The 12865-nt window shown below is 64.3% G+C and carries 10 protein-coding genes, 1 tRNA gene and 1 other RNA gene; 6 read left to right on the top strand and 6 right to left on the bottom strand.

Annotation, left to right across the window (positions count from 1 at the left end; all coding sequences use genetic code 11):
- Positions 1 to 7: 7 nt before the first annotated feature.
- Together pilB and C666_RS04960 are read right to left on the bottom strand one after the other, a co-directional pair.
- On the bottom strand, positions 8 to 1723 hold the full coding sequence (pilB, locus tag C666_RS04965) for a type IV-A pilus assembly ATPase PilB (protein ID WP_004334616.1): 1716 nt from the start codon (positions 1721 to 1723) through the stop codon (positions 8 to 10).
- Positions 1724 to 1841: 118 nt separating this feature from the next.
- Positions 1842 to 2675, bottom strand: a complete 834-nt coding sequence (locus C666_RS04960) for a cytochrome C assembly family protein (protein WP_028792176.1) — start codon at positions 2673 to 2675, stop codon at positions 1842 to 1844.
- A gap of 51 nt (positions 2676 to 2726) precedes the next feature.
- Between C666_RS04960 and ffh the strand changes: the two genes are divergently transcribed.
- The 5 genes from ffh (at position 2727) to gloA (ending at position 6873) form a co-directional block, all read left to right on the top strand.
- Positions 2727 to 4097 carry a signal recognition particle protein gene (ffh, locus tag C666_RS04955; RefSeq protein WP_004334611.1) on the top strand — a complete coding sequence of 457 codons (1371 nt, stop codon included), beginning with the start codon at positions 2727 to 2729 and terminating at the stop codon, positions 4095 to 4097.
- 22 nt (positions 4098 to 4119) lie between these two features.
- Positions 4120 to 4896, top strand: coding sequence for an EI24 domain-containing protein (locus tag C666_RS04950; RefSeq protein ID WP_004334608.1), 777 nt, complete (start codon positions 4120 to 4122; stop codon positions 4894 to 4896).
- On the top strand, positions 4893 to 5642 hold the full coding sequence (locus C666_RS04945; protein ID WP_004334606.1) for a competence/damage-inducible protein A: 750 nt from the start codon (positions 4893 to 4895) through the stop codon (positions 5640 to 5642). Before C666_RS04950 ends, C666_RS04945 begins: the two co-directional genes overlap by 4 nt.
- On the top strand, positions 5639 to 6418 hold the full coding sequence (locus C666_RS04940; protein WP_004334603.1) for a M48 family metallopeptidase: 780 nt from the start codon (positions 5639 to 5641) through the stop codon (positions 6416 to 6418). The genes C666_RS04945 and C666_RS04940 overlap by 4 nt, the downstream gene beginning before the upstream one ends.
- 65 nt (positions 6419 to 6483) lie before the next feature.
- Positions 6484 to 6873, top strand: a complete 390-nt coding sequence (gene gloA / locus C666_RS04935) for a lactoylglutathione lyase (protein WP_004334600.1) — start codon at positions 6484 to 6486, stop codon at positions 6871 to 6873.
- A gap of 54 nt (positions 6874 to 6927) precedes the next feature.
- Here the strand turns inward: gloA and C666_RS04930 are convergent, their stop codons facing one another.
- Entirely contained in the window at positions 6928 to 8172 is a 1245-nt protein-coding gene (locus C666_RS04930; protein WP_004334598.1) for a nitronate monooxygenase, read from the bottom strand.
- A gap of 124 nt (positions 8173 to 8296) precedes the next feature.
- Here C666_RS04930 and ssrA point away from each other — a divergent pair.
- Positions 8297 to 8630: a transfer-messenger RNA gene (ssrA, locus tag C666_RS19660) on the top strand.
- A 95-nt stretch (positions 8631 to 8725) separates the two neighbouring features.
- On the opposite strand, the gene C666_RS04925 is transcribed toward ssrA, so the two are convergent.
- From C666_RS04925 to dnaG, 3 genes are all read right to left on the bottom strand, one after another.
- Positions 8726 to 8804 (bottom strand) — tRNA-Ile (locus C666_RS04925).
- A 9-nt stretch (positions 8805 to 8813) separates the two neighbouring features.
- Entirely contained in the window at positions 8814 to 10814 is a 2001-nt protein-coding gene (gene rpoD / locus C666_RS04920; RefSeq protein ID WP_004334595.1) for an RNA polymerase sigma factor RpoD, read from the bottom strand.
- Between the two features lie 48 nt (positions 10815 to 10862).
- Positions 10863 to 12716: a DNA primase gene (dnaG, locus tag C666_RS04915; protein WP_028792175.1), complete on the bottom strand. Its 1854-nt coding sequence runs from the start codon at positions 12714 to 12716 to the stop codon at positions 10863 to 10865.
- Between the last annotated feature and the right edge of the window lie 149 nt (positions 12717 to 12865).

Here is a 12865-nt window from a genome sequence, read left to right as displayed (position 1 = left end):
CTATGCCTTATTCGTTGGTCGTGGCCAGCACTTCTTCGAGCGAGGTGACGCCCTGCCTGACCTTCAGCAGGCCGGACTTGCGCAGGTCGCGCACGCCCTCGCGCTCCGCCTGCGCTGCGATGTCCATCGAATTGCCGCCGGTCATGATGATGTGGGCAATGTCTTCGCTGACCGGCATGACCTGATAGATGCCCACGCGCCCCTTGTAGCCGCTGCCCTTGCAGCGCTCGCAGCCGGCCGGCGCATACGGCTGCCAGCTTCCGTCCAGATCCTCGACCGTGAAGCCTGCCTCCAGCATTGCTTCTAGCGGTATGTCAGCCGGTTTCTTGCAGGAGCATAACCGCCGGGCGAGGCGCTGTGCCGTGATCAGGATCACCGAGGATGCGATATTGAATGGCGCCACGCCCATGTTCTTGAGGCGTTCGAGCGTGGTGGGGGCGTCGTTGGTATGCAGCGTGGAGAGCACGAGGTGGCCGGTCTGCGCAGCCTTGACCGAGATCTCGGCGGTTTCGAGGTCGCGGATCTCGCCGACCATGATCACGTCCGGATCCTGGCGCAGGAAGGCGCGCAAGGACGTGGCGAAGGTGAGTCCCGCCTTCTCGTTGACGTTGACCTGGTTGATGCCGGGCAGGTTGATTTCAGCCGGATCCTCCGCGGTCGAGATATTGACGCCGGCCTTGTTCAGCAGGTTCAGGCAGGTGTACAGCGATACGGTCTTGCCCGAGCCGGTCGGGCCGGTGACGAGAATCATGCCGTAGGGCCGCTCGATGGCGTCGAGCAGGGCCTTGCGCTGGTCGGGCTCGTAGCCGAGCGCGTCGATGCCGAGCATCGCCGAGCTCGGATCGAGGATACGCATCACGATCTTCTCGCCGTGCAGGGTCGGCAGCGTCGACACGCGAAAATCGATCGCCTTGTTCTTCGACAGCACGAGTTTCATGCGCCCGTCCTGCGGAACGCGCTTCTCGGAGATGTCGAGGCGCGAGATGACCTTGATGCGGGCGGCGATCTTCTCCTTCAGCACCAAGGGCGGCTGGGCGATCTCGCGCAGCACGCCATCGGTACGTACGCGGATGCGGTAATACTTTTCATAGGGCTCGAAGTGGACGTCGGAGGCGCCCTCGTTGATCGCGTCGATCAGCACCTTCTGGATGAACCTGACGACCGGCGCATCGTCGACTTCGCTCGTATCCTCTTCTTCACGCGGCTCTCCCGGAGCATCCTGCTTCAGGAGATCCATGTCGAACTCGTCGCCGGTGAGTTCCTTCAGTGTTTCGGAGGCGGATTCGGAGAGCCCGTCCACCACGCGCTTGAGCTTGTCGGCCTCGGCGACGACGAGGTCGAGCTGCATGCCGGTCTGGAAGCGGATCTCGTCCAGCACGCGCATGTTGGATGGGTCGGCCAGCGCGAGCGTGATGCGGTTCTGGCGCTTGGCAAGGGCCACGACCTGATGCTTCTGCATCAGCTTGCGATCGACCGCATCGGCGGAGAACATCGACTTGTCGAAGGTCGTGATGTCGAGCAGGGGATAGCCGAAGGTATCGGCCGCAAAGCGGGCCATGGCCGAGGCGGAAAGCAGGCCGCGCTGCGCTACTTCGAGCAAGAAGGCATTGGCGCCTTCGGCGCCCTGCCGCGTGCAGGCAACCGCATCGGATTCGGACAGGCGCCCATGCTGGATGAGGGCCCGAGCGAAGCCGCTCAGGGCTGGTTGAGGATTTGCCGCCATGCCTTGCCCTGGACTGAAGTGCGATCGATGTTGCACGCCGGCCCAGCCCTTGTAAAGACCCCGCCGCCGTAGAGGAGGCAAGGCATGCCTGCTGCTGCGGACACTTGCCGGTCTCGCGCTAGCCGACGCGTTGCAGCACGACTTCGATGACGAAGCGGCTGCCCACATAGGCGAGCATCAGGGCGACGAAGCCGGCCAGGGTCCACCGTAGCGCAATCCGTCCGCGCCAGCCCCACAGGCGGCGCCCCAGCAGCAGGCCGCCGAACAGCAGCCAGGAGATGAAGGCGAAAACGGTCTTGTGGTCGATGCGGACCGCCTGGCCGAACAGCGATTCCGAAAACATCACGCCGCTCACGAGCGTCAGTGTCAGCAGCACGAAGGCGATCGAGATCAGGCGGAAGAGCAGCGCCTCCATCGTCAGCAGGGGAGGCAGGGCGGCAAGCAGGCGGCTGAAGCGGGCGTTGTGCAACTGGCGCCCGGCGATCGACATCAGCATCGCGTGCAGGGCCGCCAGCGTAAACAGGCTGTAGGCAAGCATCGCAATGACGAAGTGTGCCCGGAACGTGGGCGAGGCCGCGTTCGTGAGCACGTGTTCTCCGGGAAAGAGCATGGGAACGACGCTTGCCGCCACGCCTGCCGGCATGATCACCGCATGCAGGCCGTCGAGCCGGGTGTAGAGGCTTTCCACCCAGTAGAAGCATATCGCCAGCCACACCATCAGCGACATCGCGACGCCGAAACCGAAGCGCATCTGCTCCCCGGGGAAGATCGCCGTGTGCAGGGCCACGCCGTGCGCCATCAGGGCGACCAGCAGAAAAAGGCGCTCGCGCATCGACATGCACGCAGACCCCCTTCCGGCAGGGGCGCGGGCGGCGATGCAACTGCGCCAGAACGCGATGCCGACACCGGCATAAAGCGAGGCGGGAATCAGATGAAGTAGAATTGAGCGCATACAGAACAGAAGTTTACTCCAAGTCATCCCCTGACGAAGGCTTACTCGCACATGCTCGACAATCTCACCCAGCGCCTGTCAAAAGTCGTCAAGACCCTGCGCGGTCAGGCGCGCCTGACGGAAGACAACATCCAGGAGGCACTGCGCGAGGTGCGCATGGCGCTGCTCGAGGCGGACGTCGCCCTGCCGGTGGTCAAGGATTTCATCGCCAGAATCAAGGAAAAGGCGGTCGGCCAGGAGGTCGTCGGCTCCCTGACGCCGGGTCAGGCGCTGGTCGGCGTGGTGCATGACGAATTGCGTACGCTGATGGGGACGGCCCACGAGGGGCTGAATCTCGCCACCCAGCCGCCGGCGGTGGTGTTGATGGCCGGCCTCCAGGGGGCGGGCAAGACCACCACCACCGGCAAGCTCGCCAAGTTGTTGCATGAGCAGCAGAAGAAGAAAGTGCTGGTGGTGTCCACCGACGTGTATCGACCGGCGGCGATCGAGCAGTTGAAGACGGTGGCGGGCCAGGCGGGGGTCGATTTCTTTCCGTCGGCCGTAGGCCAGAAACCGGTCGACATCGCGCTGGCGGCGCTGGATTACGCACGCAAGCACCATGCCGACGTGCTGCTGGTCGATACGGCCGGCCGTCTCGCCATCGATGAGGCGATGATGGCCGAGATCAAGGCGCTGCACGCCGCCGTCGAACCGATCGAGACGCTGTTCGTCGTCGATGCGATGCTCGGCCAGGATGCGGTCAATACGGCGCGGGCCTTCAACGAGGCGCTGCCGCTGACCGGCGTGGTGCTGACCAAGCTGGATGGTGACTCGCGCGGCGGCGCAGCGCTGTCGGTGCGCCACGTCACCGGCAAACCGCTGAAGTTTGCCGGGGTCGGCGAAAAACTCTCCGGATTCGAGCCCTTCCACCCGGACCGCATGGCCAGCCGGATCCTCGGCATGGGCGACATCCTCGGCCTGGTCGAAGAGGCGCGCCGCGGCGTCGATGAGGAAAAGGCGCGCGTATTCGCGCAGAAGCTCAAGAGCGGCAAGGGCTTCGATCTCAACGATTTCAAGGAGCAGATCGCCCAGATGCGCAAGATGGGCGGCCTGGCATCGATGATGGACAAGCTGCCGGCCCAGTTCGCGCAGGCGGCGGGGCAGTTGCAGGGCGGGGCGGAGGAGAAGGCGATCGGCCGTATCGAGGGCATCATCAATTCGATGACGCCGCTCGAACGCGCCAAGCCCGAACTGCTCAAGGCCAGCCGCAAGCGGCGGATCGCCGCGGGGGCCGGGGTGACGGTGCAGGAGGTCAATCGTCTGCTGAACCAGTTCGAGCAGACGCAGAAGGTCATGAAGCAGTTCTCCAAGGGCGGCATGCACAAGATGATGCGTGCCATGAAGGGCATGATGCCGGGCGGCCTGCCGGGCATGCCGCGTTGAACACGTCTGGCACGGGGGATACATGAAGGACATCCTGATCGCTTTCGGCCGCGCCACCCGCAGCCTGTTCCAGCGCAACATCTTCTGGCACCTGCTGTGGCCGGGGTTGGTATCGATGCTGGTGTGGACGGTGGTCGCGGTGCTTGCCTGGGTGCCCGTGACGGACTGGATCTTCGCCTGGGTGGGCGGGTGGAGTTTCGTCGGGAGCTGGGTTTCGGCGTCCGACGCGGCGGCGGCCGTGACCCTGGTGTTGATCAAGATCGCGGTGGCCCTGGCCTTCGTCCCCCTGGTCTACGTGACGGCGGCCCTGATCGTCGCAGCGATCGCCCTTCCCTTGATGCTGGAACGCGTCGGCCGTCGCGATTACGCCGATATCGAGCAAAGGAGGGGCGGTTCGAACCTCGGCAGTGCGTGGAATTCGATTGTCGCTGGTGTGCTTTTCCTCGCCGCGCTGATCGTGTCGCTGCCCTTCTGGCTGATTCCGGGGGTGGGTTTGCTGGCTTCCGTCTTCCTGACGGGATGGCTCAACCAGCGCGCCTTCGGCTATGACGCCCTGATGCTGCATGCCGATGGCGAGGAACTGAATCGCCTTCGCCGCGACTGGCGGCCGCAGATGCTGCTGCTGGGCGGGGGCTGTGCCTTGCTTGCCTATGTGCCGGTGGTCAATCTCGTCGCGCCGGCCTATGCCGGCCTGGCCTTCGTCCACTACCTGCTCGATCGCCTGCGCCAGGATCGCCATGCGCGTGGCGTGACGCTGCTCGATGCGGAGCCTTCCAACCTGCCACAGGCCATGCCATGAACTTCGGGGCCCTGATCATCGGCGACGAGATCCTGTCCGGACGTCGCAGCGACAAGCATCTGGCCAGACTGATCGAGTTGCTTGGCGCGCGCGGCCTCAAGCTGTCGTGGGCACGCTACTGCAGCGACGATTTCGAACGCCTCACCGAGACCTTGAGCCAGACCTTCGCCAGCGGCGACGTCGTTTTCAGTTTTGGGGGCATCGGCGCCACGCCCGACGACCGTACGCGCGAGGCTGCGGGCGCGGCACTTGGGCTGGAACTCGCCCTGCACCCTGAAGCCGAGGCGGAGATCCGTGTCCGTTTCGGCGACGAGATCACGCCCGAGCGTCTGCAGATGGGGGTCTATCCACGTGGCAGCGAGATCATCCCCAACCCCTACAACCGCATTCCGGGTTTTTCCATCCGCCAGCACTATTTCACGCCGGGCTTTCCGGTCATGGCCTGGCCGATGGTCGAATGGGTGCTCGATACGAAGTATGCCCATCTGCACCATGCCGAGGATTACGTCGAGCAGGCCATCACCGTCTGGGATGCCTACGAGGGGCAGTTGATCGGCTTGATGCGGCAGATCACCGGCAAGTTTCCCGATGCCACCCTGTTCAGCCTGCCTACGCTGGCGGCGGAAGGGCAGCGCCGTTCGCTCGAACTGGGCATGAAAGGTCCGGCGGAACGCGTGGCGGCGGCGATGGCCCTGATCAAGGCCGACATGGATGCGCGTGGGTTGGAGTGGCAGGACAAGGCTTGAAGCGCTTGTGCGCGCGGCCCGCTGTGGCTAGTGAAGAGCCGCACGATATCGACATCGGCGGACAATGCGTTCATCTGACGCTGCGGCGTTCGGCGCGGCGCTCCTTTGCGCTGCAGGTCGATCACCGTGGTGCGCGGGTATCGGTTCCCCTGCGTGCCCCCTTGGCCGAAGTCGAGGACTTCGTGCGCGGCCATGGTGCGTGGTTGCTCGATCGGCTGGCGCGCGCGCGGGTGCCTTCCGTCGCGCCGGTCATGATGCCGGTGGATGGCTGTGAGCTGGCCTTTTTCGGCCGCTCCCTGAGGTTGCGCATCGGCAGTGTGCGCCGCACGCAATGGCGGATGGGGGGCGATGGGATGGAGGAACTCCACCTCCCCGGGCAGGTCGATGCGGTGCGCGCCTTGCATCGTGCATTGCAGGCCCGCGCGCTGGCATGGTATCGGGGGCGTGTCGAGGAATATTGCCAACGCCTGGCGTTGCCGCTGCCGCCGGTGCGGCTGTCGAACGCGCGCACGCGCTGGGGCAGTTGCAGCAGCCTGTCGGGGATTCGCCTGCACTGGCGGCTGGTGCATCTGCCGCCCGAACTCATCGACTACGTGGTCGCGCATGAGGTCGCGCATCTGCGGGAGATGAACCACTCGCCCCGCTTCTGGGCCGTGGTTGAATCCGTCTGCCCCGACTGGCGCAATAGGCGAGCGCGTTTGCGCGAGGCTGCGGCGGCTCTGCCGGTGATCGGTGGCAGCGGCGCGGCGCATGCCGGTACGATCGACGAAGGCTGAAGGGCCTCTGTGGATGGTCAGGATTCGCTGGATCCGGCGAATCCAACATTGAAGGAAGACTGAACATGAGAATGCTGCATACCATGCTGCGCGTCGGCAACCTCGACCGCTCCATCGCTTTCTATACCGAAGTGCTCGGAATGCGCCTGCTGCGCAAGCACGAATATCCGGACGGAAAGTTCACCCTCGCCTTCGTCGGCTACCAGGACGAGAAGGATGGCGCCGTGCTCGAACTGACCTATAACTGGGGCGTGGACAGCTACGAACAGGGGACGGCCTATGGCCACATCGCGCTGGAGGTTCCGGATGCGAAGAAGGCCTGTGACGAAATCCGTGCCCGTGGTGGCAAGGTGGTACGCGAGGCGGGGCCGATGAAGCACGGCACGACGGTCATTGCCTTCGTGGAGGACCCGGATGGCTACAAGGTCGAGCTGATCGAAGGCAAGGCCTGTTGAGCGGCGCGCCGGCATGGCAGCCGCTTCGGTCCGGCTGCCATGCCGGCGAGAGGATCAGGCGGGCAGCGCGATCCTGTTGCCGGTGCTGAACTGGTAATCCTGGAAGACGTGTTCGGCAGACAGGATGCGGTAGCCGCCGTCTTCCTCGCGCACCGTCGTGTCCTTGAGCCGATAGGTGTAGTGGCCGCACGTCCAGCAGTCGAAATTGCGCATGTGCGTGCATAGACAGGTCTTGTCGAAGACCCGGATCTTCTTCGCCTCCGGATGGGCGGCGATTTCGCGGTTGTAGGCCTCGATGTACTGACAGTTGCCGGTGGAGTCGAGCAGGTAGCCGTAGGCCTCGCAATTGGGGCGGATGCCGTTGCCGATCGCCGGGCTGCTCTTGAGCATGCGCATCGGGTAGCCGGTGGGAGATATCTGGTTGACCTCGATCTCGTCCTCGCTGGCCTTGAAGTAATGCTGCTGGACGTCTTCCGGCAGGCCGCATTCCTGGGTCACGGTGAAGCGCGTCGCGACCTGCACGGCCGCCGCACCCATTTCGAGGAAATTCACCGCGTCGGTGCCGGTGAAGATGCCGCCGGCGGGAATCAGCGGGATGTCGAGCTGCTGCTCCTTCAGCCAGTCGCGGATCTCGACGAGGATGGTGGCGAGATCGTACTGCGCCCAGTCGAGGCCGAAGCCGAGGTGGCCGCCGGCGAGCGGGCCTTCGACCACGACGTAGTCGGGCATGCGGCCGGTGCGGGCGCTTTTCTTGAGAAACAGCTGCAGCGCGCGCAGCGAACTGACGATGATGCCGAGCTTGACGTCGTGAAAGCGCGGATGGTCCTCGATCAGCGCGAAGGACCCCAGGTGCAGGCCGGCCGCCAGCGTCACGCCGTCGATGCCGTTATCCATCGCTGCGCGCAAGCGCGCCCGAAGCGTGTCCTTCGGGGCGTTCATGGTCAGCTTCTCCATGCAGTTGATGAAGATCTCGCCTGTCCCGCGCTTGCGCTCCATCGTCCGGCTGACATGGGTTGCAGTGGCTTCGGCGATCAGGCCCAGATCGAACTGCACGACGGATTTGTCGGAATTGGCGACGTTGAACTTGTACTGCTGGAGTTTGTTCTTGACGTACTTCGTGTTGTAGCGGCGGTCGGAAACCGTTGGCAGCATCGCATCCGAGATGTGGCCGACGCCGCCCAGGCGGGCTACCTCGAGGGCGAGATCTGCGGTCGAGATATCGACACCCATGCCGCCCACCATGATCGGCACCAGTTCCCGGGATCCCAGCTTCAGGCGAAAGTCGTCAACACACTTCATTGCATACGGTCCGTTAAATCGGCAGTCCGACATTATCACCCGAGTCGCCCCTTCGGCCCAGCCCCGGGCTTTGCTTAAGCGGGGCAGAAAGCGACAGACCCGCTTACAAATTGTCGGGACAGGGCAGGTCGGGGCTATTGAATGCCGCCGCCTGTCTGCGTACCATAGCGCCCATGGTTGTAATTCCGGCAACCCGGAGGCGTTCTGGACAGGGGTTCGATTCCCCTCACCTCCACCCAAGTGCATTTCATGCTGTCGCTAGTGTGTTTGGGTGGGGGTGTACTGGTTTCGACAGGGCGGGCAAAGGTGCGCAGGCAACCCGAGAGGCGACGGACGTAATCCGCGCAAAACCACAAACGCCAACGATGAGCGTTTCGCAGTCGCTGCATAAGCACTGCCGGGGCCGCTGAAGCCTTGTAACCCAAGACAGCCGATGGGGACTTCGGTCCCCATCGTCACGTCTGCAGTCCCGGCAGGCGTGCTTCCTTTTCCTTTCCGTTCGGGCTGCCTGAAAAAAACCGCCAATCCTTTCGAATTGGCGGCTTCCTGCTTTTGGTGGGCCCCCTGGGAGTCGAACCCAGCACCAACGGATTATGAGTCCGCTGCTCTAACCAGGCATGAGCTAGAGGCCCGAAGGCTTCTTACTGGTCGCTGTCGAGGAAGCTGCGCAGCTTTTCGGAGCGGCTCGGGTGGCGCAGCTTGCGCAGGGCCTTGGCCTCGATCTGGCGGATGCGCTCACGGGTGACGTCGAACTGCTTGCCGACTTCCTCGAGCGTGTGATCGGTGTTCATCTCGATGCCGAAGCGCATGCGCAGGACCTTGGCCTCGCGCGGCGTGAGCGAGTCGAGCACTTCGCCGGTGGCGTCGCGCAGACCGGAGTACATCGCCGCCTCGGCCGGGGCCAGGGTGGCGGTGTCCTCGATGAAGTCGCCGAGGTGCGAGTCGTCGTCGTCGCCGATCGGGGTTTCCATGGAGATCGGTTCCTTGGAGATCTTCATGATCTTGCGGATCTTCTCCTCGGGCATCTCCATCTTCTCGGCCAGCGTCGCGGGGTCCGGCTCGGCGCCGGTTTCCTGCAGAATCTGGCGGCTGATGCGGTTCATCTTGTTGATCGTCTCGATCATGTGAACCGGGATGCGGATCGTGCGTGCCTGGTCGGCGATGGAACGGGTGATGGCCTGGCGGATCCACCACGTCGCATACGTCGAGAATTTGTAGCCGCGGCGATACTCGAATTTGTCCACCGCCTTCATCAGGCCGATATTGCCTTCCTGGATCAGGTCGAGGAACTGCAGGCCGCGGTTGGTGTACTTCTTGGCGATCGAGATCACCAGGCGCAAGTTGGCCTCGGTCATCTCGCGCTTGGCGCGGCGCATCTTGGCTTCGCCGGTGGACATCTGGCGATTGATGTCCTTGAGCTCCTTGAGCGGGATACCGAGCTTGTCCTGCAGGTCGATGAGTTTCTGCTGCTCTTCGAGTACGGCAGGATGGGCGCGCAGCAGGTTCTCGGCGTAGTTCTTGCCTACCGCGATTTCGTTCTTCAACCAGTCGAGGTCGGTCTCGTGGCCCGGGAAGGCCTTGATGAAGTGCGTGCGCGGCATCCCGGCGCGATCCACGCACAGGCGCAGGATCTGGCGCTCGTGGCCGCGCACCTGTTCAACCATGTGGCGTACCGAGTCGCATAGCCGCTCGATGGCCTTGGCGGTGAAGCGGATGTTGAGCAGTTCGTCCGAGATCTGCTGCTGGAGCAGCAGGTAGTGGGTATCCTGCGAGCCGCGCTTCTGCAGTGTTTCCATCTTCTTGGCGTAAAGCTCGCGGATCACCGAGAAGCGTGCCAGCGCATCGTTCTTGAGCTGCAGCAGAGAGGCCGCGTTGGCGCGTTCCGCGCTGTCGGCGCTGTCTTCGTCGCTCTCCTCGTCGCCGTCGCCGTCCTCGTCCGCGTCGTTTTCGCCCTCGTCCGCATCCGTGTCGTCGCTGGCGTCGTTGCCGGAGGCTTCTTCGTTGCCCGCGTTCGGGTCGATCAGGCCGTCGACCAGTTCGTCGATCTTCGCTTCGTCGGCCGCGACGCGGTCGACGATCTCGAGCATCTCGGCGATCGTCGTGGGGCAGGCCGAGATGGCCTGGACCATGTGCTTGAGGCCGTCCTCGATGCGCTTGGCGATTTCGATCTCGCCTTCGCGGGTCAGCAGCTCGACCGTGCCCATTTCTCGCATGTACATGCGCACGGGATCGGTGGTGCGACCGAACTCCGAATCGACCGACGACAAGGCCTGCTCGGCCTCTTCCTCGGCGACGTCCTCATCGACGTTGCTCGCCACGCTGTCCGACATGAGCAGGTCTTCGGCGGCAGGTGCCTCGTCGTAGACCTGGATGCCCATGTTGTTGAACGTGGCAATGATGCCTTCGATCTGCTCGGCATCTGCGACATCGTCGGGCAGGTGGTCGCTGATTTCGGCGTAAGTGAGATAGCCGCGCTCCTTGCCGAGCGTGATCAGCGTCTTCAGCCGCGTGCGGCGCACCTCGGCGTCCAGCGGTGCTGCGACGGGGCTTTCGACGACCTGTGCGGCCTTGTCCTTCGCTTTGGAGGTCCGGCCCTTCGGGCTGGCCTTGCGCGGCGAATCCTTGGCTGTTTCGCGTGCCATAGCACTCCTCAGGTGAGGGTGTAAGAAAATGGGAAACCGTAAATTGTACTATAAATCCGAGACTTTCGATGCATTTGCCAGCTCGCGCTTCTCCAGCAGCAGTTCTGCCAGGCGGTGGCGCCCGCTTGGGTCGAGGCCGTGCTCGCGGTCATGCCGAAGCAAAGAGGCTATCTCGGCGGCGAGGCTGTCGGCGTGGAGCTTGCGCAGGCTGTCCTCGAACAGGGTTTCGACAATGCTTTCGTCGAATTCGGCGTCGACGAGTTCCGCTGCGACGCGTGAAAGTGTCTCGCCGTGTGGAGTGTCGCGAAAGCGTTCGATCAGTGCACCGAGGCCGCCGGCGGGGACCGGCTCGCCCAGGCTCAGCAGGTCGATGATGGCGATCAGGGCAAGGCCTTCGGGGCTGTCCGACGGCACGAGGTCGACCGGCATGCGCGCGGCCCAGGTCGGGTGCTGCATGACGAGCCGCAGCAAGGTGCCGGCAGTGGAGGGCGGCTTGCGCCTGCCGAAGGGACGGGTGCCGGAGCGGGTGCCGACCTGCTGTTGCCTGCCCTTGAAGGCGGGGCGCGGGGCGCCTGCGAGGGCGGTTTCCGGCTGCGGTGCACGCGGGCGTGCGTGCTTCGGGCTGGCGGCGATGATGCCGAATGCGTGCTCCACTTCGGCCTGTGTCAAGCCGCTTTCTTCCGCCACCGACTTGATCACCTGAAGGCGCAGCAGCGGGGCGGCGATGCGCGTGACGAGCGGTGCCGCTTCGTGCACGAATGCGGCGCGGCCTTCGGCGGCGTCCATGTCGTGGTGGCCGCGAAGCTCCTCGATGAGGAAGCGTGCCAAGGGCTTGGCGTTGCCTGCCGCCTTGCGAAATGCCTCGGTGCCTTCGGCGCGCACGAAGGAGTCGGGGTCATGCTCGGCCGGCAGGAACAGGAAGGCCAGGGTCGCGTCGTCGCGCAGCGATTCAAGTGCGTTCTCGAGGGCTCGCCAGGCGGCGCGGCGGCCGGCTGCGTCGCCGTCGAAACAGAACACGATGCGGTCGGTCTGGCGCAGCAGCGTGTGGACGTGTTGCGGCGTCGTGGCCGTGCCGAGTGTGGCGACGGCGTTGGAAATGCCGAACTGCGCCAGCGCGACGACGTCCATGTAGCCCTCGACGACGATGGCGCAGCCTTCGTCGCGGATCGGTTTCTGCGCCAGGTAGAGGCCATAGAGTTCGCGCCCTTTCTCGAACAGCGGCGTCTCGGGCGAATTCAGGTACTTCGGTTCGCCCTTGTCCAGTATCCGGCCGCCGAAGGCGATGATGCGGCCGCGGCGATCATGAATCGGGAAGACGATGCGATCGCGGAAGCGGTCGTAGCGTCGCCCCTGATCGTTGTCGATGACGAGCCCGGCGTCGGCCAGCGTCTTCGCCTGGTAGTCGGGAAAGATCTTCTGCAGGGCCTGCCACTCATCAGGCGCGTAGCCCAGGCCGAAGCGTGCGGCGATCTCGCCGGACAGGCCGCGGCGCTTCAGGTAATCGATGGCGCGGCGCGAGGGCTTGAGCTGCTCGCGATAAAAGCGCGCCGCGAGGCCCATCACCTCGTGGAGGCGTTCGCTGGTGTCGTCCTGCGGGTTGGCGCTGCGGCCATCGTCGGGCACCTGCAGGCCGACTTGCCCGGCGAGTTCCTTGACGGCATCGACGAAGCCGAGTCCGCTGTATTCCATCAGGAAGCCGAGCGCACTGCCATGAACCCCGCAGCCGAAGCAGTGATAGAACTGCTTGGAAGGGCTGACCGAGAAAGAGGCGGACTTCTCGCCGTGGAAAGGGCAGCAGGCGAAGTAGTTCGCCCCGCTCTTCTTCAGCGGTATGAAGCGTTCGATGACGTCGACGATGTCGACGCGCGACAACAGTTCCTGAACGAAGGACTGAGGGATCATCGTGCGCAGCGGATCGAGGCTCGTAGCCCGGACAAATGTGCTGCTTTTTCGCGTGTGGAGTGCATCGACGGAAAAAGCATCACGCCGGGCGAAGGCCATTTGGCCTTCGCCCGGCGTGCGGGCAGCCGGAAATACCGGGTGCGGAGAGA

Source organism: Thauera linaloolentis 47Lol = DSM 12138, from assembly GCF_000310205.1.
GTDB lineage: Bacteria > Pseudomonadota > Gammaproteobacteria > Burkholderiales > Rhodocyclaceae > Thauera > Thauera linaloolentis.
The sequence above is the reverse complement of the archived record's forward strand: the minus strand, read 5'-3'. Positions and strand labels throughout refer to the sequence as shown.